Source organism: Spirochaeta isovalerica, assembly GCF_014207565.1.
Lineage (GTDB): Bacteria > Spirochaetota > Spirochaetia > DSM-2461 > DSM-2461 > Spirochaeta_F > Spirochaeta_F isovalerica.
Window position 1 is genome coordinate 1 of sequence record NZ_JACHGJ010000003.1, and the last position, 25621, is coordinate 25621.

At 43.9% G+C, this 25621-nt stretch carries 27 protein-coding genes and 1 pseudogene; 20 read left to right on the forward strand and 8 right to left on the reverse strand.

Annotated elements, in window-relative coordinates:
* Positions 1–601 precede the first annotated feature (601 nt).
* The 5 genes from HNR50_RS09525 (at position 602) to HNR50_RS09545 (ending at position 3987) form a co-directional block, all read left to right on the forward strand.
* Positions 602–886, forward strand: a complete 285-nt coding sequence (locus tag HNR50_RS09525) for a BrnT family toxin (protein WP_184746346.1) — start codon at positions 602–604, stop codon at positions 884–886.
* Between the two features lie 4 nt (positions 887–890).
* Positions 891–1106 (forward strand): CopG family antitoxin, encoded by a 216-nt coding sequence (locus HNR50_RS09530; protein WP_184746348.1) that lies wholly within the window; start codon positions 891–893, stop codon positions 1104–1106.
* A 679-nt stretch (positions 1107–1785) separates the two neighbouring features.
* A complete protein-coding gene (locus tag HNR50_RS09535) occupies positions 1786–2085 on the forward strand; it encodes a CopG family antitoxin (RefSeq protein WP_184746350.1) in 300 nt (99 codons plus the stop codon).
* A 139-nt stretch (positions 2086–2224) separates the two neighbouring features.
* Positions 2225–2542, forward strand: a complete 318-nt coding sequence (locus HNR50_RS22830; protein ID WP_184746352.1) for a transposase — start codon at positions 2225–2227, stop codon at positions 2540–2542.
* Between the two features lie 233 nt (positions 2543–2775).
* A complete protein-coding gene (locus tag HNR50_RS09545) occupies positions 2776–3987 on the forward strand; it encodes an ATP-binding protein (RefSeq protein WP_184746354.1) in 1212 nt (403 codons plus the stop codon).
* 44 nt (positions 3988–4031) lie between these two features.
* Here HNR50_RS09545 and HNR50_RS09550 read toward each other — a convergent pair.
* Positions 4032–4175: pseudogene (locus HNR50_RS09550) on the reverse strand (transposase); the annotation flags it as partial.
* A 122-nt stretch (positions 4176–4297) separates the two neighbouring features.
* On the opposite strand from HNR50_RS09550, the gene HNR50_RS09555 reads away from it, so the two are divergent.
* Positions 4298–5293, forward strand: coding sequence for a YhdH/YhfP family quinone oxidoreductase (locus HNR50_RS09555; RefSeq protein ID WP_184746356.1), 996 nt, complete (start codon positions 4298–4300; stop codon positions 5291–5293).
* A 69-nt stretch (positions 5294–5362) separates the two neighbouring features.
* Positions 5363–6394: a serine hydrolase domain-containing protein gene (locus HNR50_RS09560; protein WP_184746358.1), complete on the forward strand. Its 1032-nt coding sequence runs from the start codon at positions 5363–5365 to the stop codon at positions 6392–6394.
* Between the two features lie 96 nt (positions 6395–6490).
* Here HNR50_RS09560 and HNR50_RS09565 read toward each other — a convergent pair whose 3' ends face one another.
* The gene (locus HNR50_RS09565) at positions 6491–6919 is read right to left on the reverse strand and encodes a hypothetical protein (protein ID WP_184746360.1); all 429 of its coding nucleotides are present in this window, start codon (positions 6917–6919) and stop codon (positions 6491–6493) included.
* 1 nt (position 6920) lies between these two features.
* A complete protein-coding gene (locus HNR50_RS09570; protein WP_184746362.1) occupies positions 6921–7370 on the reverse strand; it encodes a LytTR family DNA-binding domain-containing protein in 450 nt (149 codons plus the stop codon).
* Positions 7371–7646: 276 nt separating this feature from the next.
* Between HNR50_RS09570 and HNR50_RS09575 the strand changes: the two genes are divergently transcribed.
* On the forward strand, positions 7647–8120 hold the full coding sequence (locus HNR50_RS09575) for a GNAT family N-acetyltransferase (RefSeq protein ID WP_184746364.1): 474 nt from the start codon (positions 7647–7649) through the stop codon (positions 8118–8120).
* 62 nt (positions 8121–8182) lie between these two features.
* Here HNR50_RS09575 and HNR50_RS09580 read toward each other — a convergent pair whose 3' ends face one another.
* Complete coding sequence (locus tag HNR50_RS09580) at positions 8183–9115, reverse strand: hypothetical protein (protein WP_184746366.1); 933 nt, start codon at positions 9113–9115, stop codon at positions 8183–8185.
* A 327-nt stretch (positions 9116–9442) separates the two neighbouring features.
* Here HNR50_RS09580 and HNR50_RS09585 point away from each other — a divergent pair, with 327 nt between their 5' ends.
* Together HNR50_RS09585 and HNR50_RS09590 are read left to right on the forward strand one after the other, a co-directional pair.
* Positions 9443–9877, forward strand: coding sequence for a hypothetical protein (locus HNR50_RS09585; protein ID WP_184746368.1), 435 nt, complete (start codon positions 9443–9445; stop codon positions 9875–9877).
* Positions 9878–9891: 14 nt separating this feature from the next.
* The gene (locus HNR50_RS09590; protein WP_184746370.1) at positions 9892–10371 is read left to right on the forward strand and encodes a hypothetical protein; all 480 of its coding nucleotides are present in this window, start codon (positions 9892–9894) and stop codon (positions 10369–10371) included.
* Here HNR50_RS09590 and HNR50_RS09595 read toward each other — a convergent pair.
* On the reverse strand, positions 10361–11050 hold the full coding sequence (locus tag HNR50_RS09595) for a Crp/Fnr family transcriptional regulator (protein WP_184746372.1): 690 nt from the start codon (positions 11048–11050) through the stop codon (positions 10361–10363). The genes HNR50_RS09590 and HNR50_RS09595 overlap by 11 nt on opposite strands.
* Positions 11051–11193: 143 nt before the next feature.
* Between HNR50_RS09595 and hcp the strand changes: the two genes are divergently transcribed.
* Entirely contained in the window at positions 11194–12819 is a 1626-nt protein-coding gene (hcp, locus tag HNR50_RS09600; protein ID WP_184746894.1) for a hydroxylamine reductase, read from the forward strand.
* 117 nt (positions 12820–12936) lie between these two features.
* Here the strand turns inward: hcp and HNR50_RS09605 are convergent, their stop codons facing one another.
* Positions 12937–13128: a hypothetical protein gene (locus HNR50_RS09605; protein ID WP_184746374.1), complete on the reverse strand. Its 192-nt coding sequence runs from the start codon at positions 13126–13128 to the stop codon at positions 12937–12939.
* 190 nt (positions 13129–13318) lie between these two features.
* Here HNR50_RS09605 and HNR50_RS09610 point away from each other — a divergent pair, with 190 nt between their 5' ends.
* The 9 genes from HNR50_RS09610 to HNR50_RS09650 all read left to right on the forward strand — a co-directional run bounded on the left by HNR50_RS09610 (position 13319) and on the right by HNR50_RS09650 (position 23354).
* Positions 13319–15409, forward strand: a complete 2091-nt coding sequence (locus HNR50_RS09610; protein WP_184746376.1) for a methyl-accepting chemotaxis protein — start codon at positions 13319–13321, stop codon at positions 15407–15409.
* Between the two features lie 20 nt (positions 15410–15429).
* Positions 15430–16338 (forward strand): helix-turn-helix transcriptional regulator, encoded by a 909-nt coding sequence (locus HNR50_RS09615; protein ID WP_343060173.1) that lies wholly within the window; start codon positions 15430–15432, stop codon positions 16336–16338.
* Between the two features lie 34 nt (positions 16339–16372).
* On the forward strand, positions 16373–16906 hold the full coding sequence (locus HNR50_RS09620) for a GyrI-like domain-containing protein (RefSeq protein WP_184746378.1): 534 nt from the start codon (positions 16373–16375) through the stop codon (positions 16904–16906).
* A gap of 100 nt (positions 16907–17006) precedes the next feature.
* Positions 17007–17639, forward strand: a complete 633-nt coding sequence (gene trhA / locus HNR50_RS09625; RefSeq protein WP_184746387.1) for a PAQR family membrane homeostasis protein TrhA — start codon at positions 17007–17009, stop codon at positions 17637–17639.
* Between the two features lie 70 nt (positions 17640–17709).
* Positions 17710–18675 (forward strand): aldo/keto reductase, encoded by a 966-nt coding sequence (locus HNR50_RS09630; protein WP_184746389.1) that lies wholly within the window; start codon positions 17710–17712, stop codon positions 18673–18675.
* A 30-nt stretch (positions 18676–18705) separates the two neighbouring features.
* Positions 18706–19542, forward strand: coding sequence for an EamA family transporter (locus tag HNR50_RS09635; protein WP_184746390.1), 837 nt, complete (start codon positions 18706–18708; stop codon positions 19540–19542).
* Between the two features lie 237 nt (positions 19543–19779).
* Positions 19780–21984: a catalase/peroxidase HPI gene (gene katG / locus HNR50_RS09640; RefSeq protein WP_184746392.1), complete on the forward strand. Its 2205-nt coding sequence runs from the start codon at positions 19780–19782 to the stop codon at positions 21982–21984.
* 56 nt (positions 21985–22040) lie between these two features.
* On the forward strand, positions 22041–22673 hold the full coding sequence (locus tag HNR50_RS09645; RefSeq protein ID WP_184746394.1) for a GyrI-like domain-containing protein: 633 nt from the start codon (positions 22041–22043) through the stop codon (positions 22671–22673).
* 21 nt (positions 22674–22694) lie between these two features.
* A complete protein-coding gene (locus HNR50_RS09650) occupies positions 22695–23354 on the forward strand; it encodes a lysoplasmalogenase (protein WP_184746396.1) in 660 nt (219 codons plus the stop codon).
* On the opposite strand, the gene HNR50_RS09655 is transcribed toward HNR50_RS09650, so the two are convergent.
* Both HNR50_RS09655 and HNR50_RS09660 read right to left on the reverse strand, forming a co-directional pair.
* On the reverse strand, positions 23355–23675 hold the full coding sequence (locus HNR50_RS09655; protein WP_184746398.1) for an ArsR/SmtB family transcription factor: 321 nt from the start codon (positions 23673–23675) through the stop codon (positions 23355–23357).
* A gap of 160 nt (positions 23676–23835) precedes the next feature.
* On the reverse strand, positions 23836–25620 hold the full coding sequence (locus tag HNR50_RS09660) for an FAD-dependent oxidoreductase (protein ID WP_184746400.1): 1785 nt from the start codon (positions 25618–25620) through the stop codon (positions 23836–23838).
* Between the last annotated feature and the right edge of the window lies 1 nt (position 25621).

A 25621-nucleotide genomic window follows, 5' to 3' on the forward strand; every position in this document is an offset into this window, starting at 1 on the left:
AAAATGCACCTGACAGCCCTACTGTCACAAATACTGCTTTTCGCTTCGCGGCAGTATTTGCGCCAGCTTAACGGTCTGCAGGTGATTTTGGCGTTCTACGGATATATCCGTATCAGAATGTGGTTTATGTCGAACTGTATCTTTCTTCAAATTCGGAACATATAAATCCTGCTGAGCAGGATGAAAAATTATTGGTTATTGCAAAATCAAAAAAAGAAAGAACCAGAACAGATACTGATTACTGAATTGATAAATTGGTTCATAAATTAACAATATACGAATTAGAATGGAAAGTATGTAATAAATATTGGCGTTGTGATTTATTACCTCCGGTGGAAGATTATTAAGAAAGAATATAATCCTCCAGCAGAGGATGAAGAAAATAATGGGCTATAGAAAAAATCAATATGGAAAGTTTCAGAACCGTAAAGTTATTCTGAATTGATATATATATTCATATATTTTCAAAACATTAAGTAGAATCGGAACGTTTGGAATTGATTTCGGTGTCTGTGATTTATAGGTTCCCCTTTCAATTATTAAGTTTGCGTTCCAAAAATTGATCCTTTACAATTTTCAAGAATATAATTATTATATAATTATGAAATACATATCATTTGAATGGGATGATAACAAGAATTCTATCAATGAAGAAAAGCATGGAGTCTCATTCGATGAAGCAAAATCGGTTTTCTACGACGAAAATGCGATCGAATTCTATGATGAAAACCACTCAGATGAAGAAGATAGATTTCTTTTATTGGGTAGGAGTCATCATTTTCGAATAATTCTTGTTTGTCATTGCATCCGCGAAAAGGGATCAAAAATTCGGATTATTTCAGCCAGAAAAGCAACCAAGAATGAACAACAATATTATAAGGGGTAAGAGAATGAAAGAAGAATATGATTTTTCAAAAATGAAATCAAGAAAAAATCCCTATGCTAAAAAACTGAAAAAACAGATCACCATTAGAATAGCAGTAGATACAATTGAATATTTCAAAGAACTTTCTGAAGAAAGCGGTATGCCATATCAGAATTTAATAGACTTGTATTTAGAGGACTGTGCGAATCATCATAGAAAGCTTCATATGAGCTGGGAATAATAAGAACACCGTAGAACAAAAAAATGCAACTGACGACTTTTTTGTCACGCCAGCTGCATTCGCACCTGACGCGCCAACCCTTCGGGACAAAGTTGCAGCTGATTTTGGCGTTCTACGGATAAAATCCGTATCAGAACATTTTTTCTGTAGAACGGTTTTTCTTTTTCAAATTCGGAACATATAAAATCCTCCTGTGGAGGATGAAGAAATTTGGGCAATATAAAACTCAGAATGGAAAGAATCAGAACAGTAGCTTTTGTCTGAGTTGATAAATTGGTTTATATATTAACAATATAGAAATTTTAATTAGAAAGTATGCAAAGAAATCCGGTGTTGTGATTTATAACCTCCGGTGGAAGATTATGCTTCAGAGAAAGGTTGGCAATGTATATACGTGGAATATATATTTAAAATATGGATATCATCTGGGTTGAAGATAAGAATTTATGGTTGCAACTCAATCGAAACACATCATTCGAAGTAATTGCAGACAAGATTCTTAATAAGCAATACATCGATATACTTGAGAATCCAACATGAGAAGAACAATTATATTTTATTATGGAATTAAACAATTACACTTGGATTGTACCGTTTCTTATCAATGATAAAGAAGAGATTGTTCTTAAAACGGCTTTTCCAAGGCGTAAGTACCATAAGAAATATGGGGGTATATAGAATGGAACAGTTATTACCAGAAGAATTGGAAATAGAGAATGATATTGAGAATCTAGGACCTGTTTCCGCTGAAAAGAGGAATAAAATTGAAGGCCTTATTGATGCTGCTAAGAAAAATAAAGCTATCAGCCTACGCATAGCCAGCTATGACCTTGAAAAAATAAAGGAAAAAGCCGGAAAAGAGGGTATTCCTTATCAGACACTGATAAATAGCATTCTTCACAAATATATTACTAATCAATTACTGGAAAAAGATGAAATAATTAAGACGTTTTCAGTAATGCAAAAAATGAAAGTATAGATGAAATAATAAAGACACCATAGAACAAGCAAATGAACGTGACATTTCTATTGTCAAATTTCTTGCAGTTCTGCCAATCACAGCGGAGTATTCTTACCCCTGCTACAGTACATGGGTTCTGTTAAAAAGCAAGAAAATTATGGGACATATAAAGAATTGTACAAACTGTAATTTGCGGTCCAAGTGCTTGAGAAAAAATAACACAAAAGCAAGACAAGTCGTAATCTTTGATAAGGTTGAAAACGCGACAGAGAAAATGAAAAGAAAAATCGATACAGCTTATGGGCGGAGTCTCTATTCAAAAAGAATGGGGATAGTCGAGCCGGTCTTTGGACATATTAGAGGGACGCTTAAACTTGATAGATTCTCTTTTCGGAGCAGACAGAAGGTCAATAACCAATGGTTATTGTATTGCATAGTCCACAATATCGGGAAAATTAACCGGTATGGGATATGAAAAAGAAAGAAAAGTAGAGAATATTGATGAGAGACCGTATAATGGGTGTGAACCTGCCCCGATTGGAATATTGAAAGATCTGGGAATATCCAGGGAAACCCAATATTAGAGATGCCCTTCTGGTGAAAGCGACCTTTTCAAGGGTTATTCTACAGGCTCGTTATCTAGGCTTGATATTTTAGAAAACTAGAGTACAATCAAATATATGATAATAATTATTGGAGTGTACTCAAATGATAAGCAATTTTATAAATACCTATAAAAGACTCCTACAATATACTAAATATTCACACCATAGATACATATACTCTGATTTCAATACAGATAATCGACTAACAGGATTAATTGGTCCCAGAGGTACAGGTAAAACAACCTTACTTCTTCAGTACATAAAAGAACGAATACCAAATATCGATGAATGCATCTATGCATCAATTGATAATATTTACTTCTCCCAAAACACTTTACTTGAATTTGTAAATACTCTGTATGAGGATTATGGGGTAAGATATTTCTTCCTGGATGAAATTCATAAATACCCGCATTGGAACCAGGAATTAAAAAACCTCTATGATTCATACCCGGATATAAAGATTATATTCTCAGGAAGTTCCAGCATAGATCTTGTAAAGGGAACATACGATTTATCAAGGAGAGGTGTAATTTACAGAATTGGGGGATTATCATTTCGAGAATATCTATTATTCAATGATATAGCTGATACCGGAACAATTTCTTTCCAGGAAATTATTAATAATAGATTTTTATTTGAGTCTAAAATCGGTGAAATAAAGAAATTGAAAGGTTATTTCAAGGAGTATCTCGGTGCAGGATACTACCCTTTTGTGCTGGAAGGTAAGGACTCATACAGCCAGAAGATCCAGAGAATTATTGATAAGACAATATTTGAAGACATCTCAAATCACTATAAATTGAAAACAGAAAATCTATCCAATTTCAAACGGATACTGGCTTATATGGCTACAATACCGCCAGGAGAACTAAACCGAAATAGTATTTCCAGGAACATTGGACTTGATAATAGGACTGTTCAAAATTATTTGGAGATATTACAGGAAACAGGATTGATCACGTTATTATCTATGAATATAGCTGGAAGCCAAATTTTAAAGCAGACAGAAAAAATGTATTTAGATAACCCCGATCTATATTCCTCAATAACAAATGAAATCGGTTTTGCATCGCATATAGGAACTATAAGAGAGATTTTTTTTATTAATATGGTCAAAAACTCAGGGAATAATATCCATGTAAGTAAAATCGGTGATTTTGAAATAGATGGAAATTTATTCGAAATTGGAGGTAAGAATAAAGATAGAAAACAGCTGAAAGAAAATCCAGAAAACGGGTATATAGTCAAAGATGATATTTTATACGGATCTAAATGTGAAATACCATTGCACCTATTCGGTTTCCTTTATTAGCTGGTGGCTATGTTCCCAATCTTGTTATGGCCGCCTTACACCCTCTTTCCAGCCGATTCGTGAGAGCATTTGACAAGTCTGGAATAAGAGATGAAATTCCCAACATTTTCAAACCGGTTTATATCATAGATTTTATAGAGAATGACAAGAGAAAGAATAGGTCCGATTCCCGGTACAGTTCTCAACAGGGTTGCTGCAAATCCTCATCGCAACCAGATGAATCTAAACATACAAACTATGGTTTTTTTACTGTTTTGACTTAAAATTAGGTAATTAACCTGTATATTTTAATAATCCGAGGAGAGAGATAATGAAAGATATTGATTTTAAAGCTTACGTAGTGAATGAAGAAGAGAACAATTACCTTGGAAAAATTACCAGAAGAAAGATTGATGATCTTCCTGAAGGAGATCTATTAATAAAAGTATATTACTCCTCATTAAATTATAAAGATGCATTATCAGCTTCCGGAAATAAGGGGGTAACAAAAAGTTACCCTCATACACCAGGTATCGATGCTGTTGGAGAGATTGTACGATCAGAGGATCAAAGATTTACGATTGGAGACAAGGTAATCGTTACAAGTTACGATCTTGGTATGAATACTGATGGAGGGTTTGGCGAATACATACAAGTCCCTTCAAAATGGGCAGTTAAATTACCTGAGAATTTATCAATGAAGGAAGCAATGATTTATGGAACTGCAGGATTAACTGCAGGAATATCAATATTGAGGCTTACTGAATTAGTTAAACCGGAAGATGGGAAAATTATTGTATCCGGAGCAACAGGAGGCGTCGGTACTATAAGTGTCGCTATTCTAAAGAAATTAGGATATTCAGTCACAGCCATCACAGGAAAAGAAACAGAAAAAAAATATTTGTCGGATCTTGGTGCAGAAGAAATAATAATGAGAAAAGATTTTGAAGCTTTAGAAAAGAAGCCATTATTGAAAACAATATATGCTGGTGCAATTGATACTGTTGGTGGAATCATTTTGGAAAATATTATTAAGTCCATAAAACAGAATGGCGCAGTAACATGCTGTGGAAATGTTGCCTCTGCAAAATTAGAATTAACTGTTTTCCCTTTTATTTTACGCGGAGTAACATTAATTGGTATTGATTCTCAGAACTTGCCAATGATCTACAGAGAGAAAGTCTGGAAGCAATTAGCGTCTGATTGGAAACCGGATTCGTTAATGGATTCTTACGATGAAATTTCTCTAGATGATATTGATCAAAAAATCTCATTGATGCTTCAAGGAAAACTGAAAGGTCGTACTGTAATAAATATGAGTAAATAGCATAATGCAACGTATCGAACGCATAAACCAGAACTTCCTATGGCAGAAATCCTGTCCTACCGGAGTATTATGACAAAGAAAAATACGAAACAAATAATCAGAATAGCATTGCTGATAGGTACGATAGTCTCTTTATTTTTCGTACCATGGCTTTTGGTAAAAGCGTGGATTCTGCCATTGCCTGATACGGTTCAAGAACAGCTGGACGAAGCCATTAATCATGGATTTGACGGAATGATTGTCTATATTGACCAGGCCGGCAAACAACCGCAATTACTTTCTGCAGGCTGGCACAATCGAGAGTCCATGATACCAGCCAAACCTGATGCCTTGTTTAAAATTGCCAGCATCAGCAAATTATATGATGCCGTCGCTGTTACTAAATTAGTTAGCGAGGGACGCCTTTCTTTGGAAAAAACCATTGCTGATTATTTACCGGAGCTTGTCAGCAGAATTGAAAATGCCGAAAAAATTACCCTTAGACTAATGATCCAGCACAGAAGCGGAATCCCCAATTACACAGATTCTCCGAATTTCTGGGCTGAGCCAACTGGAACTTATGAAGAAAGTCTTGCGTTAATTGAAGGAATGCCGGCTAATTTTAATCCTGGGGATGACTATGAATATTGTAACACGAATTACCTTCTGATTAATAAGATCATGGATGATGTTTTGGGTTATCCGAATTTTCAATTTATACATGATGAAATTTTATTGCCCCTTAATCTAAACAATACCTATGGTTCATTAAATGAGGTAAATATGGATCAAGTTATGAGTGGATATCATGTAGGACATCCTTTTGATTTAAAGGCTGACGAACATGGCATGGTAGCTACGGCAGAAGATGTGGGTATATTTATAAGGGCATTGAATGAAGGATCATTGTTTAAACCGGGAGAACAGGAGATTTACTCTTCTATTTATGAATATGAACATGGTGGCTGGGTTCCCGGTTATCAAAGTTTTGCAAAGTATGATCAAGATCTTGATACTGTTTTTGTTGAATTCTACAGCACAACCGACTCTAAACTCTACTATTGGAATTTATCAGAAATTATAAATAATAGAATTGTTAAGATCATAAGAAAGAAATACTAGCCTCTACATTTTGCATATTTCAAATAGGGATACCAAAACATGTTTTTGCGGAAGACCCATTGAATCATAAACCGGAGAAATTAATCTCCGGCGTATTTATTCTGTATTTTTTACTTTGAGTTTTTTATTGATTTCCCTGGCGCTGTGGAAATTGATCAGATAACTCATAAGATAGAAGAGACTTTTTGCGATTACATATACGATGAATATAAGCCATCCTTTTCCGGCGAATGTTTTCCCTCCCGATGTGAAATGATAGAAAAGAATAAGAAGCGCCGCATCGGCCAGAACGGAAGTTATCAGATAATTGATACGCATAAGGTGCTCTTCCAGTTTATGGAAATTGACCAGCGATTCCATTCTGAAGACGACTGCGCCGCCAAGCAATATCATCTGCCACAGGTTTCTCCTCCCGAGAACTTCCATATTGTTGAATTGCAGGACCAGTGTCCAGACAAGCAATATGGCTCCGCAAACAGCCGCCGTTTCCCAGAACATTTTCCAATAATGATCTTTTAATGACATATTATTTCCTCCTGTTAATTCCCAATATGGATTTCAAATCCCCGACATATTTTCTCGAGATATAGACTTTCTTTTTGTTCTTTAGCATCGCTTCCATTCTTCCGTCGATGACAGGTCGAACCGATTCGATCTTCCCTGTATTGAGGATCATCCACTTCGACGCTCGGAAAAACTGATGTTTCGGCAATTCCTCTTCCAGTTCGTATAGTTTTTTCCGGCTTATGTATTTGTCGCATTCCCCATAGATAAAGACTCTTCTGTCAAAAGACTCTACATAATAGATCTTTTCCGGATCCAGTAAGTGAAGCTCTTTGTCAACTTCGCCGAACAAAGCTGTCGGCGGGGAATCGAGATATGTGAGAAGTGCGGATACTTCATCATCAATAGCGTGACAGTAGATGACCACTTCCGTTTCTGATTCTTCCGATATATGTTCAATAGATGTTTTCATTTAACCAGCTCCTTATGAAATTCAATATAATCTGATATGATTAAATGCTACAGGGATTAGGGGTAAAATGCGGAAAAGCTTGCTTAAGATGCATATTGAAGGAAAAGAATGGTTCCGCTGCCATTGGAAATCTCATATCATCAATTCTCCAAGTTCCAGATGCAGCATAGTTATTCAGAAAGAAAGCGATAATCCATATTTATGTGAACTGGTTTTTTAAGGTTGATAGATTTAAATCACAAAAATGATTAAGCCAAATCAGAAAAGGAATATAATATGATAAGTTTCAGAGATTTAAATACTCATGAGTTCCTGGAATATAAAAATTGTTTTATAGACGAATATAGTCAGGAATTGTCAGAAAACTACATGTACTCAAAAGATAAATCCCTGGTTATAGCGACACATGATTTTAAAACATCATTCGAAGATAGTGATATTAATCAAAATAACCATCTTTATGGTATTGAAATTGATGAATCGGGAATTAAAGAACTGGTTGGATATATCTGGTATTCGATTGATGAAGAAAAGCATTGCGCATTTATAAATGATTTTTATATCTTCCCCCAAAACAGAAATCAAGGATTAGGATCCATGAGTTTACTTCATTTAGAATCAATATTAAGTAAAAGTGATATTTGGGAAATAAAACTGCGTGTGGCTTATACAAATAAAAGTGCGGCCAGGCTATATAAAAAAATAGGTTTTACAGAAACCGGAATTAATATGAATAAAATTCTCAGATAGTCGATATATTCACGTCAACTTCCGGGATCTTTTGATTATTTATATTGATTGAACGAATTCCTCTAAAGGGGAGATATACCTAAAGTCCATGAATAATCATCATCGTTATGGGAATCTATTTCAAGGATTGTATCAGCTCCGACTTTCCGTTCTGTGAATTCGGTGAAACCGAGCTTGTCTACATTTATCTCGAACATCGGGGAATAGAGAGTTTCTGAATAGAAATAGCGGGGATAGGCTATATTGGAAAATCCGGTTATCTCGCAAGAGAAAACTCCCTCCGCATCCCCGGCGGTCCTGGTTCCATAGGCATCATATAATCCTGATAGACTGACTCGTGCGTTTGAATCAGATCTGTAGGTAAATGACCAGGAGATATGCAGTCTGAAGCCTTCATTATTGTAGGGGTAGTAGTAAACATTCTCTCTGTAAGTTCCTGTCCGGGTTTTTCCATCATGATTTCTTTCTTCGGTGGTTTCCAGTTTATAGGCCAATTCCCGGGACAATCTGTATTTCTGTCCGTCAGGTTTTATATATTCGATATAATTGTTTATATTGAGGGGATCCAAAGTAAACCCCGAATATCCCAGGTCCGATAACAGATTGGTATATTCCTGATCACCGGCAAATTTCATCGAATCGTGGTAACCGCTTTTAATGCCGGTAATAGAACAGTAAATATGATCTTCATCTGCTGTTGCGGAAATATCCATATAATACCGATCTGCAAAATCATATTTCTCTGAAGAAGTCTCATCATAAAACCGTTCCAGCAGAAGAGAGAATGTATAATCTCCCGTTTTGGTCAGGACAATATAGGTCAGTTCCTCTTTTTCTCCCGTATCCCGGATATCTCTGACAAACCAGTTAGCGCCTGTGGGAATTCCGGCGATATCCACTGTTTCGGTGATTCCGCCTCCTGTTGCAACATCACAGGATATGAGAAACAGCAGTAAAAACGGTATATATATTAAGGAATTAATTTTATATATCATATTAGTAAACTAGCCATTGTAATTTCCTTCCGTCAAGTCAAAGAATTGATTATTTATATTTTAACTAAAAATATTCACTGAATTGGTTAACATTCGCTTGTAGTATAGAATTAAATTATATGATTTGACAGTTCAAGTCAGCCTGATATACTTCTATTGGTTCTGTGATATATTCAGGTAAAGGAGACAGTTCTGGATTCGGTCAGCCATTCTTTTAAAATCTCTTTTCTCATTTTCTGCGGTTTTTTTGTTGTCCTGTTCCTTTTCTTTCTGGCGGTCACTCCTTTGATTCCCCGGTATATACATGTTTTTGACAGGCAGGTAAAAGTGCCGCACAGGCTCTTTGATATCGATGATTACCTGGCGGAAGACGGGCGGGGCAGGGGAGAATTTACACTCACTACCCATAGGGAATGGGCTAGGTACAAAACGATCCGCGGAATGAGGGGATGGATGAGAGTGCATGTCAAACTGGAGAGAATATCCGATTTATCCATCAAAAATCCCGAGAGGACTATATCGGACGGAATCGGTGACAGAAATGATATGGCGCTGCTTCTGGTGAATATGATTTACGTCATATCCGGACAGAAAGTCGATCTTGTCCGTATAGAGGACGATAATCCCAAGTCGGATTTTCCCATGTATTATCTCTATTATCACGATATCATTTATGAGGTGTTCAACGACAGATCATATCGGAACAGGGCGATTATCGAGCACATACCCTTTGACAGCCTGTTCGGCAAGGCTGAAAATTAAGTAAGGAAAATATTATGAAGAAGATTGTATTAGCTGCTTTTTTGATAGTGTCAATGAATGTGATACTTGCTTCCCAGGATAAGATGACCGCTTCCTACGGGAATATAAAGATTGATATTCCTTTGGGTTGGATGGTTCAGTATACCCAGTCTCCCAGTGTCTTTTTTATCTTTTCGCCCCTGGAGCCCAATGATACTTTTCAGGAAAATGCCAATCTGGTCATTGAAGCTCTGCCCTATAAAATTTCTCTGTCCGATTATATATCTCTCAGTCAGGAAGGCCTGAAAAGCGTTTACGGGAAGTTTGAAATGCTGGAAACCGCTGAAAATTACCATATAATCCGGGGGTATATCGGTTCCACTCAGGTTCAGCAGCTGCAGATTTTCTACGTAACGGATAATAATGCCTATATCCTGACCTTTTCATCAAACCCCGATAATTTTGCCAGATTCAGGGATCAGTTTTTCACACTGGCCGGCACATTCAGATATTAGAGGTTAAAATCTGCCTTAAAGCTTCTTTTTCCAGAATCCGGACTGTTTTCCCTTTAAGCTCCACCAGGCCTTCATCCGACAGTTCCGAGCAGGTTCTCGAAAGTGACGGGCGGGCTACGCCGAACAGTTCAGCCAGTTTCTCCCTGGAATAGGGGAGCGAGACTGTATCGCTCTTCTGTTTTGCCGAGAGGCTCAATATGTATCCGGTGAATTTTTCTCTTAATGATTTGAATTTGAACAGACGGATTTTTTCTGCCAGAAAGGCCACTTTGTTGCCTGAATCACTGAAGTAATTGAGTAGAAATTCTCTGCTCTTTTGCGCCAGGGACAGAACATCCTCTCTAGGGATGGAGATGAGGCGTATCGGTTTCTGCGATATAAGTGTTACCGGGAGAGTGTTGTCATCGGCAAACAGGATTCCCGAAGCCATGGCATCGGGGGCTTTCAGGTTTTCTATTTTGATTGTCCGCCCTGTATAATCCTGTATCTCTGCCGATACTTCGCCTTCCAGCAAGATCCTGAGGGAATCATAAAGATCTCCCCGGATCATAATCATCTCGCCTTTGCTGAAAGTCAGAATATGATAAGTTATTGATTCCATCAGTGTCCGGATCTCTTCCACTTCGATGCCTTTGAAGAGAGGACTGGACGCCAGTATGGCGATATCCCTGTTTTCCATCTCTTAAAAATATCATAAAAATGTTTAACATGTAACACATGTTACGGAATGGATAAAAAAAGACTGATAATCTCACTCCTGTAAGCAGAAGCAACCGGCTTTGAACCGGCTTGTGCAATTCAAGGAGAGTAAAAAGAATGAGTATGTTTTGTTTTCAGTGTCAGGAAGCAGCCGGGAACAAGGGCTGTACAAAAATCGGAATGTGCGGGAAACCGGAAGAAACTTCAAACCTTCAGGACCTTCTGGTATACACGGTTAAGGGAATTTCCATTTATGCCAATGAACTGGCGAAAAAAGGTGAAATAGAGAATTCTGTCGGGCAGTACGTTATCCGCGCCCTTTTCGCGACAATCACCAATGCCAATTTTGATGATGACAGAATCGAGGCCCTTATCACAGAAGGGCTGGTCCTGCGGGACCGTCTGGCGGAGAAAGCCGGTTATTCTGGGAATAGGCATGATGCTGCCACCTGGACGGTCAGCAATCCTGCCGGTTATCATATTAAAGCGACAGCCATCGGAATTCTTTCCACGGAAAACGAAGACGTCCGTTCGCTGAGAGAACTTCTCACTTACGGCGTTAAGGGAATGGCCGCTTATGCCGAACACGCCGATGTTCTGGGTTTTGAAGACCCCTCTATCTATAATTTCATTTACGAAGCCATGGCTTCAACGACAATGGATCTTTCAGTTGATGAAATGGTCGCCATAGTTATGAAGTGCGGCGAAACAGCTGTTACGACGATGGCTCTTCTCGATAAGGCCAATACAGAGACTTACGGCAATCCTGAAATTACAGAGGTGAACATCGGCGTAGGAACCAATCCGGGAATTCTTATCTCCGGCCACGATCTGAAAGATATGGAAGAGCTTCTGAAGCAGACAGAAGGCACGGGTGTCGACGTTTATACCCATAGCGAAATGCTTCCGGCCAATTATTATCCGGCTTTTAAAAAGTATGATCATTTTGTGGGTAACTACGGGAATGCCTGGTGGAAACAGGATAAAGAGTTCGCCTCATTCAACGGACCCATTATAATGACTACCAACTGTATCGTTCCTGTGAAGGATGAATACAGGGACAGAATTTTTACGACAGGTTCTTCCGGTTACCCCGGAGTTAAACATATCGGAGACCGTGCGGCAGGCGGAGCCAAGGATTTCTCCGAAGTCATTAAACTGGCTAAGTCCTGCGAACCGCCTGTTGAAATAGAGAAGGGGTCAATTATCGGCGGGTTCGCCCACAATCAGGTTATGGCTCTGGCCGATAAGGTTGTTGACGCTGTCAAAACAGGTGCAATTAAGAAGTTTGTGGTTATGGCCGGTTGTGATGGACGGCAGAATGCCAGAAGCTACTTCACCGATGTGGCTCAGGAGCTGCCGAACGATACGGTTATCCTCACTGTGGGCTGTGCGAAATACAGGTATAACAAACTGAATCTGGGAGACATCGGAGGAATTCCGAGGGTTCTCGATGCGGGGCAGTGTAACGACTCCTATTCCCTGGCGGTCATCGCCCTGAAGCTGAAAGAGGTTTTCGGCCTGGAAGATATCAATGAGCTTCCAATCGCATTCGATATCGGGTGGTATGAACAGAAAGCTGTTACGGTTCTGCTGGCTCTCCTTCACCTGGGAGTCAAGGGAATCAGACTGGGACCGACTCTCCCGGCATTCCTTTCTCCTGCTGTGGCCAAAGTCCTTGTGGAGAACTTTGATATAAAAGCAGTGGGATCCGTAGCGGACGACATTGCCGATATGATGGCTGTATAAGCCTTATTAAAGGAAACAGAGATGCGGGGCTTGAAGTCAGCCCCGCATTTTTCCCGGATCTTCCAACTGATGTTGATGTATGTGAAAACTACGATGTTTTATTGAAAGCTCTTGTGGTTAAACTGCGGTGACTGGTTGAACCGTTTTCCGGTATGCAATGGCGTAGGGTTGAAAATCTGCCGTTGAAAACACTTCTTCACAATAGAGACACACCAGTTTCTCCGATTTGTCTGACAGGTTGTACTTGTGAAATTCCCCGCAATGGGGACACTGAAGGTAACTCATCATTATCTTTTCCGTATTAACCATATTCTCCTGCCTTTCCCTTTAGAAGTACATCAAAGGGATATATCATAAAAATACAGTGTTCTTTTATGAAATGATATAGGAAAAATTCCTATTTTTCAGGTCGTTTTTCCATTCGCAGGTGTGATATCCTCTTATGAATTTGTGAAAGTCAGCCAAAGTACGCCTATAATATATAGAGAAGGAGATCCCCATGAGCAAAATGGAAAAAAGAGGTTTCGATCTCAGAAGAAAAATGATACTGATGGTTATATCAGGGATTCTGATGATCAGCATCATTTCCGTCAGCATGACTCTTATCCTGATCAGAACCGTGGACAGTTACAGCTTTTTTCTCAATACCATTTCGGGGAAAACCTACAATCTCAATCAGATCAATTTGAAGCTGAATGTCTCTCAGAATAAAATAAGAGCCTTTCTGATGGAGCTGGATCAGAACGAGTTTTATCTGGTTCGTGATCAGATACGCGCCATGGAGGATCTGGTTGAAGAAATCTCTGTTTTTGATCAGCAAATATACGGTTATCTCGATGACAGGGAATTCCTTGATTCAACAGCCGAAGTCCGGTCCGGTCTGCTTGAGCAGATCGGCGAACTGAAGACCGCCGCGGAAAAAGTTTTTCAACTTCAATCGGAGAGAGGTCTGGCAGAAAACAGCGGTATGAGAGGGCAACTGAACCGCATTACCGCAGCTCTCAACGTGGAAATGAATAAAAGTCAATCTTTCCAGGTTCTGGAGGCATTTGAAAAAACACGGGTTCTCGAACTGAATTATCTCCTCAGAGGCAATACTGATTTTATCGCGCCTTTCAGAGAGCAGCTGACAGAATTAAAGAATATGCTTCCCGCCGATACCGAGACGGCTGTTTTGCTCAACAGATATTCTATCGCTTTCCTGGATTTAACCGAGTCGGAGGCTGCCATCGTCAAGGCCATTGCGGATTTGGCTTCTGTCAATACAAAACTCGATTCTACCCTCAATGATGAAATTGAGAGAATGGATAACTTTCTGGTCGAACAGAAAACTCTTTTATCGGCATCCAATACAAGAAATGTGGTCAATATTCTGATTACGGCAATAGCTGTCGTGCTGCTTGAACTGATTATCGCCGTTATCATATTGAGATCTATTTCCGTCCCCATGAAATTTATCATGGATGAGACCGCCCGTCTTGAAACAGGTGATCTGCGGGCTGATATCGATTACAGAAAAAAAGATGAGATGGGTCGTGTTTCCCGTTCTATCAATGGAGCTATCGGGGCTTTCCGGCAGCTCATTTCGAGGGCGCAGAATGTATCGGAACAGAGCGTAGACCTGACATCATCCATCGTTGCCACCGCATCGGAAACAGCCGCTGCCACTACGGAAATAAATGCCAACATCAACTCCATCAATAAGAAAACCAATATGCTCCTGGAGCAGGTGGATAATTCCAGTAAGGCTACAGCGGATATTTTCCAAGTGATAAACCGGTTCAAAGAGTCTGTTCACACCCAGACAGCTTCCGTCGAGGAAGCCACGACCGCTATTGAGCAGATGATTTCAACAATACAGAGTGTCGCTCAGATCGCCCAGGAAAGAGGAAAGGCGGCGGAGAATCTCAACAAGGTTACGGAAAATGGCGAAAGCCAGATAAACAACACTAACCGGATGATCGGAGAAGTGGCCCAAATTGCTGAGGATATACAAAATATCACCAAAATTATCAATGGAATCGCTTCCCAGACTAATCTTCTGGCTATGAATGCCGCCATAGAAGCCGCCCATGCGGGCGATGTCGGGCGGGGATTTGCTGTTGTCGCCGATGAGATCAGAAAACTGGCGGAGTCTTCATCGGTTAACGCCAAACAGATCAATACCCTTCTCAAGGAAGCGGGAATGAGAATCGGTTCGGCGTCGGAAGCTTCAAGCGAAAGCATCAGTTCTTTTCAGGACGTTAAATCAGAAGTGGATGTTTTCCTCCATTCACTCTCGGAAATCGCCGCGTCCATGTCAGAAATGTCAATCGGATCTCAGGAAATCCTGAAATCGACAGCCCATCTTTCCCAATCGATGACGGACATTTCCGATGAGACGGAGGAGATCGTCTCCGATGTCAACAATATCAGCGGATCGATGGAATCGGTGAACCGCCTGACCAATGAAACTACGAACGGCATATCTGAAATTCAGCTGGCCATAGAGGAAATCGATAAATCCATTGTTGATCTCAATGACAAATGTGTGGAAAATGAAGAGCTGATGAGTAAAATGAACAGCAATCTGAAGGAATTTCAGATCTGAAAATAGACAGGCTCCTCTCAATTATCGTCTATCTGCTCAATCGCGATCTGGTCAGTGCCAGAGTTCTCGCCGAGCGGTTCGGCGTAACAACCAGAACAATTCAACGCGATATGGAAGCCATTGAGCTCTCCGGAATTCCCATTGTAACGATTCAGGGTCCCAACGGCGGATACGGGATTATGGAAAACTTTAAAATCCACAATCAGCTCGTGTCCGTTGAAGACTTCTATTACATCATCACGGCTCTTAAAAGTGTTTCGGAAACACTGGCGGACGATAAAATCGACAATACCCTGGAGAAGATGAAAACGCTCATACCATCGCGTCAGACGGAATTTCTGTCCGAGAGGAATGAGAAGCTGTCAATCGACTTCACTATGCTCGGAGGGGATCCGAGACATCAGGAATCCTTTAAAGTCGTGAAAGAGGCAGTCGATTCGGAGAGGCTGCTCCGTTTTACCTACACCAATAATAAACTGGAATCGATCAGGCGGACTGTCGAGCCTCTGACCATAGCTTTCAAATGGCGGGCCTGGTATCTTTTCGCCTGGTGCTGCGAAAAGGGGGACTTCCGGACATTCCGGATTTCCCGGATGCGCGACCCGGAAATCCTTCCGACGCGTTTCAAACGCAAAGATATTTCTTTCGAAGAGTATCTTTCGAAGCAGGAAAAGAACAAATCCACTCCCACGACGGAGCTGACATTGCGCTTCGATGCTCCCATGCGGGCCATTGTTGAGGAATTTCACTGCCCCGACGATTGCAGCGAAGGACCGGAAGGAAGCCTCATCGTTAAAGCTTCCATGCCGGAAGACGGTTGGATGTATGGATTTCTATTGTCCTATGGAGAGTTCGTCACAGTTATCGATCCGCCCCATGTCAGAGAGAATCTGAAGCGGTCCGCTGAGAAAATCGCAAAAAAATACTGAAAATAAATATATCTGCGACATAGGGGTGTCGTATATGCCGTTCCATAATGAGATCAACAAAACAAGCCGGGCCGGACAGGGACTTCCCAGACCGGCGGAACGGCAAATAGAGGAGATCACTATGGAAATTAAAAATGTGGAAAGACAGCAGACTCTTATGATCAGAATGACAGCCCCCGCGGCAAAACTGCCGGAGATTATGGGTGAAGTCTACGGAGAGCTGGGCGCTTATATGGGGCGGAAGGGCATTGCTTTTGCCGGAGCCCCTTATGCGATGTACTACAATATGGATATGGAGGCTCTTGATGTGGAGATGGGTTTTCCCATCGTCTCTGAGGATGAGGGGGAGGGGCGGATTAAAACCGGAGAAATCCCCGCCGGGAAAGTGGCGGCCACTGTCCATGTCGGTCCTTATGCGAAGCTCGAGGATTCCTACAACAGCCTGATGAGCTATGTCAAGGAGAAAGGTCTGGACGTGACGGAGTGGATGTATGAGTACTATCTCAATTCTCCCATGGAAGTGAAGGAAGAGGAATTGCAGACTGAAATTTGCTATCCGATTAAATAAAGCCATCAAGGGGGGCGGCTGAACCGCTCCCTTTTTTCTCTTTCTCCTGTTCACGTCGGCTGGTAATGTTCATAATGGAAGGGAAGGAGACATCTATTTAATGGAAATCCATACCACTGAAGAAAAGCTTAATGCTCTGACTCATAATATCGGCGCCGGGCTAAGCATCGGGGGGCTGGTTTTTCTTCTTTATCTAACCGGTCAGAGCGGGGGAACGGCCACCCATTTTGTCGCTTTTTCTCTCTACGGAGCATTTCAGATACTGCTTTACCTTTCTTCGGGGCTGACCCATCTTTTCACGGACAAACCGCATATTCACGGTGTAATCCGTGTCGTCGATCAGACTTCTATATACCTTCTTATAGCAGGAACCTATACTCCCGTGGCGCTTATCGCACTCAAGGGAGCCTGGGGCTGGTCTATTTTCGGAGTGATCTGGGGCATGGCTATTCTCGGAATTGCTTTCAAACTGATAATGGGACGGAAAAAGCATATCATTTCCGATCTCTTTTATATCCCCATGGGCTGGACGATCGTTGTCGCCCTCAGGCCGTTGATGCGCGCGGCTCCCCCGGGACTGCTTATGTGGGTGGCCATCGGGGGCGGATGCTATACGGTCGGCGTGTTTTTTTATCTTATAAAGAAAATTCCCTATGCCCATGTGCTCTGGCATCTTTTCGTTCTGGGCGGAAGCATTTCCTTTTACCTGGGGTTTATAAAATATTTGATTTGAATTATATTTTTGTCTCTCCATATGATTTTTATTATATTCTAATAAAATAATATTAGGAGAGCATAACTCAATGGAAAAAAGAAAGCTTGGCAATTCCGGAATATTAGTTCATCCCATCGGAATCGGTCTGTGGGCCATGGGCGGAAATCAATGGGGGCCTACTGAGGACCGGGAGTCTCTGAGTACGATAGACCGCGCTCTCGAACTGGGTATAGATTTTTTTGATACAGCTGATGTCTACGGCGACGGACACAGCGAAGTGCTCCTGGGCCAGGCCATGAAAGGCCGGCGTGATAAATTCGTTCTGGGAACCAAAATCGGCTGGTTTGATTTTGACGGCGATAAAGGACAGTCCGCCTACACGACAGTTGAAAAAGTCAAAGAAGGTGTCGAGACCAATCTGAAACGCCTCGATACGGATTATATCGATGTGCTCCAATGGCATGTAAACTTCAGGGAACCGACCATGGAAACCTTTATCGAAGGATCTATGAAACTGAAGGAAGAGGGAAAGATCCGGGCTTTCGGAGTCAGTTCCAGCGATTATCCCTTTATTGAAGCTTTCTTCGGAAACGGAGAAGGCGACACTTTGCAGATAGATTACAGCATACTCAACAGAATGGCGGAAAATGAAATTTTTCCCTTCTGCCGGAAGAAGAATGTCGGCACGATAATCCGCGGCGGATTGGCCATGGGATTACTGACCGGGAAGTTTTCCCGGGACAGCGTATTCGATGAGAATGATTTCCGGAAAAGCTGGAAGGATGATAGCGAACAGAGAGAACAGTTTCTGAAAGACCTGGAAACCGTGGAGAAACTGAAAGAAGCGTTCCCCGGAGAAAACCTCGCCCAGCTGGCTATACGGTTTACAATCAGCCATCCAGATGTGTCTGTTGTCATCCCCGGAGCTAAGAGGATCTCTCAGCTCGAGTCCAATTTCGGCGCTGCTGAAAAAGGACTTCTCAGCAAGTATGAGCAGGCTCTGATCGACAGTATCGTCAATCCCGGCGGCGGACGGAGAATCTGGCCTGCTTGATGCGGTAATGCATTTCAGATAGGATGAGCCATGGGAATAATCTATGCTCTTCTATCGGCCCTTTCATATGGAACCGCCGATTTTCTCGGCGGTTTTTCATCGCGGAAAAACTCCGCTCTTCTCGTAGTCGCACTTTCTCAGGCTATGGGGCTTGTTACGGCTTTGGTGGCGGTCTATTTTCTACGGCCCGAATCTCTTTTGCCCTCTGATCTTTTGTGGGGTATAGCCGCAGGAATTGCCGGTGCATCGGGCGTAGGACTGCTGTATCACGGTCTGGCGACCGGTTTTGCCTCTATCGTTTCGCCCACGGCCGCCGTTGTCGGTGCGGCACTTCCCGTACTGTTCGGTCTTATCGCCGGTGAGCGTCCCCCGCTGATGACCTGGGCCGGCGTAGCTGTCGCCATTCCCGCCATTTTACTGCTTTCCTGGGAAAAAGGGGAAAAGCGCGATCATATTCTCAGATCTCTTGAGCTGGGAGTCCTGTCGGGAATTGCTTTCAGCGGATTTTTCATCTTTATCGCCCGGACCGGCGAGGGATCAGGTATGGCTCCTCTTCTGGCGGCCCGCGGTATAACGGTCCCTCTCTTCTTTACGATCGCCCTGGTCAAAAAGCAGAAACTGATTCCCCGGAAGGGTACTCTGGTGACTATTCTGGCCGGGGGATGTCTCGATATGCTGGCCAATGTTTTCTATCTGCTTTCGACTCGCACGGGGTTTCTCATTATCGCGGTTATTCTCACATCTCTCTATCCCGCACCGACCGTCTTTCTCCAGCGCTTCTTTATCAAGGAGAAATTGTCTGCTGTCAGGCTGGCCGGATTGGCTCTGGCCATTGCCGGAGCCGCATTGATCGGGATAGGCGGATAGAGTTTGATAACAGCATAAAGTTCCATTTCTCTCTGTTTCAGAAAGTCGTGAATCTCATTGGTGTATTTTTTTCTGATCTTTACACAAAATACGAAAGATCGTTTGATTTTCTCATTCCCTTGCACAAGACTTAGTGTAAGGGAGAGGTATGACACTTTCCGATAACCTCAATATTTCATTTCTTAAAATAATTATTTACTCAAAAACAATTTATTCTCACAATTCAGGGGGAGTTCCATGAGAGAAAAAGGCAAATGTCCCGTAACGGGAGCTACAAGCCGCGGCTCTAATTCAGGTATGGCCAATAAAGACTGGTGGCCGAATCAGCTTAATTTGAAAATCCTTAACCAGAATTCGAATCTTATCAATCCTTTGGATGAAGATTTCAATTATGCCGAGGCTTTTCTGAACCTCGATTATCAATCCTTAAAGGATGATCTATATGCTTTAATGACCGATTCCAAAGAGTGGTGGCCCGCCGATTACGGTCATTACGGACCTCTTTTTATCCGCATGGCCTGGCACAGCGCCGGAACCTACCGGGTCAGCGACGGACGGGGAGGAGGCAATACGGGGAACCAGCGCTTTTCTCCTCTCAACAGCTGGCCTGACAATGTCAATCTCGATAAGGCAAGACGGCTTTTGTGGCCGATCAAACAGAAGTACGGCCAGGCTGTTTCCTGGGCTGACCTTATGATTCTCGCGGGCAATTGCGCCCTGGAATCGATGGGATTCAAAACTTTCGGTTTCGCCGGAGGCCGGGAGGATATCTGGGAGCCGGAAGAGGATATTTACTGGGGCGCTGAGCAGGAATGGCTTGCTACCAGCGACAAACCGAACAGCCGATACAGCGGGAACCGCGATCTGGAAAATCCTCTGGCTGCCGTACAGATGGGTTTGATATATGTGAATCCCGAGGGTCCCGACGGCAATCCCGATCCGGTTGCGTCGGGAAAAGATGTGCGGGAAACTTTTGCCCGCATGGCCATGAACGACGAGGAAACCGTTGCTCTGATAGCCGGGGGGCACACTTTCGGGAAATGTCATGGAGCCGGTGACGCGGCCCATGTGGGACCGGAACCGGAAGCGGCTCCTCTGGAAGAACAGGGGCTCGGCTGGAAGAGCAGCTTCAAAAGCGGTAAAGGCGGCGACACCATCTCCAGCGGTATCGAAGGCGCCTGGAAACCCAATCCCGTTAAATGGGATATGGGCTATTTAAAGGTTATGTTCAAATATGAATGGGAGCTTGTGAAAAGCCCCGCCGGTGCCCATCAGTGGCTCGCCAAAGATGTGGATGAAGAGGATATGGTGGAAGACGCTCATGATCCCGAAAAGAAATTCCGTCCCATGATGACCACCGCCGACCTTTCGTTGAAATTCGATCCGGCCTATGAGAAGATCGCCCGCCATTATCTGGAAAATCCCGATGTCTTTGCCGATGCCTTTGCCCGGGCCTGGTTTAAACTCACCCATCGGGATATGGGTCCCCGTTCCCGATACCTGGGGCCGGAAGTTCCGGAAGAGGAGCTGATCTGGCAGGATCCCGTTCCCACTCCAGAGGATAATCTGATAGATGATGACGATATCGATGAGCTGAAGGAAAAAATCCTGTCATCGGGACTCTCCGTTTCCCGGCTTGTCTCGACGGCCTGGTGCTCTGCTTCAACTTTCCGCGGTTCCGATATGCGGGGAGGCGCCAATGGCGCGAGAATCCGTCTGTCTCCGCAGAAGGACTGGGCGATTAATGAACCGGAACAGCTTCAGAAAGTGCTTAAAGTTCTGGAAAAAATACAGAAAAACTTTAAAAAGAAGGTCTCCCTTGCGGATCTGATCGTTCTGGGAGGCTGTGCGGCTATTGAGAAAGCCGCCGAAAATGCCGGGTATGCCGTTTCGGTTCCCTTTGACCCGGGACGGACCGATGCGACTCAGGAACAGACCGATATCGATTCTTTCTCGGTTCTGGAGCCCTGTGTTGACGTTTTCAGAAATTTTCAGACAGGAATAAGCGGTCCCGGAGCTGAACATTATCTGCTCGATAAAGCCCAGCTTCTCAGATTAACGGCACCGGAAATGACTGTATTGATCGGCGGTTTAAGGGCTCTCAATACCAATTTCGGCAAGTCCCAGAAAGGGGTTCTGACCCACCGGCCCGAAGTGCTGACAAATGACTTCTTCGTCAATCTTCTCGATATGGAGACGGAATGGAAACCTGTTTCCGAAGAGGGGAAGGAATTCGAAGGCCGCGATCGGTTGACCGGAGCTTTGAAATGGACAGCCACCAGGGCGGATCTGATTTTCGGCTCCCACTCCCAGCTGCGGGCTCTGGCGGAAGTCTATGCCTGCGATGACGCCATGGAAAAATTCCTGGAAGATTTTATAATGGCCTGGGATAAAGTTATGAGCAACGACCGTTTTGATCTTTCTGTAACATATACGACATAGAGTTGTCCTATTAGTTCTCCTATAATGCGGATATCATTGATTTATTGGAGTTTAAGATGAAGCATGAATGGAGAAAAGAGGAAAAAAATTACTACCAGCCGGGGAGGAAACCTGAATTAAAGGAGATTCCCCGGTTTCAGTTTCTCACTATTTCCGGACAGGGGAATCCCAACAGCGAATCATTCGGCGAATACATAGCTCAGCTCTATGCGCTTTCCTACGGTTTAAAGATGAATCTGAAGAAAATGGACAATCCTCCGGCGGAATATCAGGATTATGCGGTTTATCCTCTGGAGGGCGTCTGGGATCTGACGGAAGAGGGGCGGCAGACTTATGACGGGGCGATAGATAAGGATGAGCTGGTCTTTACGCTTATGATCCGGCAGCCCGATTTTATTGATGAAGAGTACTTTCGGGAGATTCTGGAGCTGACAGGGAAGAAAAAACCGCATCCCCTGCTGGATAAAGTGAGATTTCAGTCAATAGAAGAAGGCCCGGTGGTCCAGATGCTCCATGTGGGATCCTATGATGATGAACCGGAGAGTTTCAGGCAGATGGAGGCTTTCGCTGCGGAGCAGAGGCTGAAGCGGTTATCGAAAACACACCGGGAGATCTATCTTTCCGATTTCCGGAAAACCGAACCGGCTAAGTTGAAAACGGTTTTAAGGTTCCGGGTTGCAAAGTCGTAATCGCGCGGCGATAATGTAACCATGACTGGACAACTGATCCCTTATCTCGTTTTTTCGCTGGCACATGTTCTCGGAGAGTTTATCGGTTCTATGAAGATCCGCTATTTTACAAAACTTCTCCTCATGCCGCTGCTGGCTTTATATTATCTGGCGGGAAATCCCGATCCTTCGATCCTTATGATTCTGGCTATTGCCGGCGGTTGGCTGGGAGATCTGTTTCTTATGATCCCCGATCCGGAAAAAACGCGCCGATGGTTCAAGCCGGGACTTGTCGCTTTTCTACTGGGGCATATTTTTTATATGTCGGTTTTTTTCAGGGCTTCAGCGGGAAAGATTGAGCTGACAATGCCTGTCATAACTCTTACGGGTTTCGTTATTGTCTATTGCGCATTGGTATTTCTGAAACTGAAACCATACATGGGAAAACTGGCTCCGGCTATTACAGTTTATATCGTTGTTATAGCGGCGATGGGTATTTCAGCTGTTTTATGTCTTCCCGGACAGGCAGCGGGGCCGGCCGTAACAGTTATTGCCGGAGCGATGATTTTTATGGTTTCCGATACGGTGAATGCCTGGAACAAGTTTGCAAAAGAAGTTCCGATGGAAAGGGTCATCACCATGACAACCTATCTGGCGGGGCAGGGGCTGCTGGTGGCGGGATATCTGGGGTTCATTCTCTGATCAGGAATAGAGCTGTTCCAGATAATCGATCAGCTTCAGGACTCTCTGATCTTTGAGCTTATAGTACATCTGTTTCCCGTCCCGTTCCTTTTCCAGGAACCCGGCCAGAGTCATAATTTTCAGCTGCTGGCTGAGGTTTGACAGTTTTGATCCGCAAATGGAAACCAGCTCCGAGACGGTGAAGGCTCCCTGGCTGACGGCGCAAAGGATATGAAAGCGGACCGGATTGGACATAATCATCAGCAGCTGTTCCACCTGCTCGCACCGTTCCACGACAAAGCGTGATTGTATCTGATTTATCAATTCCTGTCGGTCTTCCATATTATTCCTTTGTTATAGTTCCTGATCGGCAGTAACAATATCCCATCGTTCGGAAAATTGCTATAGCCGATCAGGTTTGCATCGGGGAGTTCTGTTTCGGGACTCGCCCGACACCAACATCTGGTTCAAAAGGCAGAGGTTTTGTACCTCTGCCCCGAACCTACTTGTCTTTAAAATTCGTCAGGTAGATATCGATACCTTTCGCCGCCGAATGCCCGTCGGCAATGGCGCTGATGGCATCGCGCTTGCGGTTGGCGATATCACCTCCGGCAAAGATCTTGGAATCTCCGGTCTGGCGGAACTCATTGATCTGAACCATGCCGCGGTTGAACACGAGGTTTTTGCCGATCTCTTCGGGAATGAAGCTGTAATCCGCTTCCTGTCCGATGGCCGTAATGACCGTATCGCATTCGATGACTTCCTCCGATCCTTCGATCAGAACCGGTTTGGGTCTCTGCCCTTCGCCCTGATCAACCATTTCCGCCATTCCGAAAAACAGTTTCAGCCTGGTCGAGTCGCCTTTCTCCACGCGGAGGGGTATGGCCTGGGTGACCAGCTTGCATCCCTCTCCCTGAGACTCGTGGATCTCCTCTTCGTCGGCGGGCATATCCACTTCCCGCCTTCTGTAGAGGATGGTCACTTCGGCCCCGTAGCGGCGGCTCGTTCTGGCCGCGTCCATGGCCACGTTTCCGCCTCCCACGACGACAACCGATTTACCGATGTCGGGAGTTTTGCCTTTGGTCACTTCGTCGAGAATATCCAGACCGGACTGGACGCCCGGAAGGTCTTCACCGGCAATTTCCAGTCCGTAGGGATCTTTCAGCCCCGTGGAAAAGAAAATGGCGTCGTATTCGTCATAGAGGGTTTTGAAATCCCGGTCTACGCCGATCTTCAGGTCCTGATTGATGGTGACGCCCAGCTGCCGGATGTATTCCACATCCTTCTCCACCTGTTCGTAGGGGAGCCTGTATTCGGGGATTCCGTAGCGGAGCATACCCCCGGCTTTCTCGTTGGCGTCGAATACGGTAATCTCGTATCCAAGCAACCTGAGATAGTAGGCGGCGCTCAATCCTCCGGGGCCTGAACCGATTACAGCGATTTTCTTTCCGTTGCTCTCATCGGCGCTCTTCAGGATTTCCTTGTAATCGCCCAGATAGATCTGATCGATGATATAGCGCTTGAGCCAGCGGATGGAAATGGCTTCGCCTTTGTGCTTCATGGCGCAGACATACTCGCAGGCGTGGGAACAGACCCGCCCGCAGCTCGCCGGAAGGGGATTGGCGTTGTAGACGATTTTCAGTCCTTCTCCCATATCGTCGTTTCGGATCGCTTCGATATAGGCGGGAACGTCCATATGGGCGGGACAGGTGGCGATACAGATTCCGCAAGCCACACAGCGGTCCGCTTCCTCCATGGCCTGTTCTTTGCTGTAGCCCTGAACCATTTCGATAAAGCTCTTCTGCGATTCCTCAAAGGAGAGCATGGGCATTTCCACCCGTTCCGCTTCGAGAAGATCGTAGCCTTCGGCTCGCCTGTATCCTTCGGCCCGGTCGTCCCAGGGCTTGGTCTCGCCGCCGGGTATAAAGCGGAAGTCCTCCGGATCGGTGGTGATCCAGATGTACTCGTTGCTCATTCCCAGGCTGCCGGTCGGGCAGATGTCCACGCAGAGGGCGCACCAGCAGCACCGGCCGTAATCGATTTTCGGCCTCAGCCCCGAATCGCCGTGGGAGCTTGTCTTCCCTTCCAGGGGAACCAGGTCGATGGCATTGTTCTGGCAGATCTCCTCGCAGGTTCCGCAGCCGATGCACTGGTCAATGGCGTTCTGATGAAATCCCCGGTAGCGGTCGGCTCCCGGCCGGGTTTCAATGGGCTTTCTGTTCGTATAGGGTTTTTCCAGAGCTCTTTTCCACACGGAAAAGGGGGCTATTATGTCTTTTAAACTCATC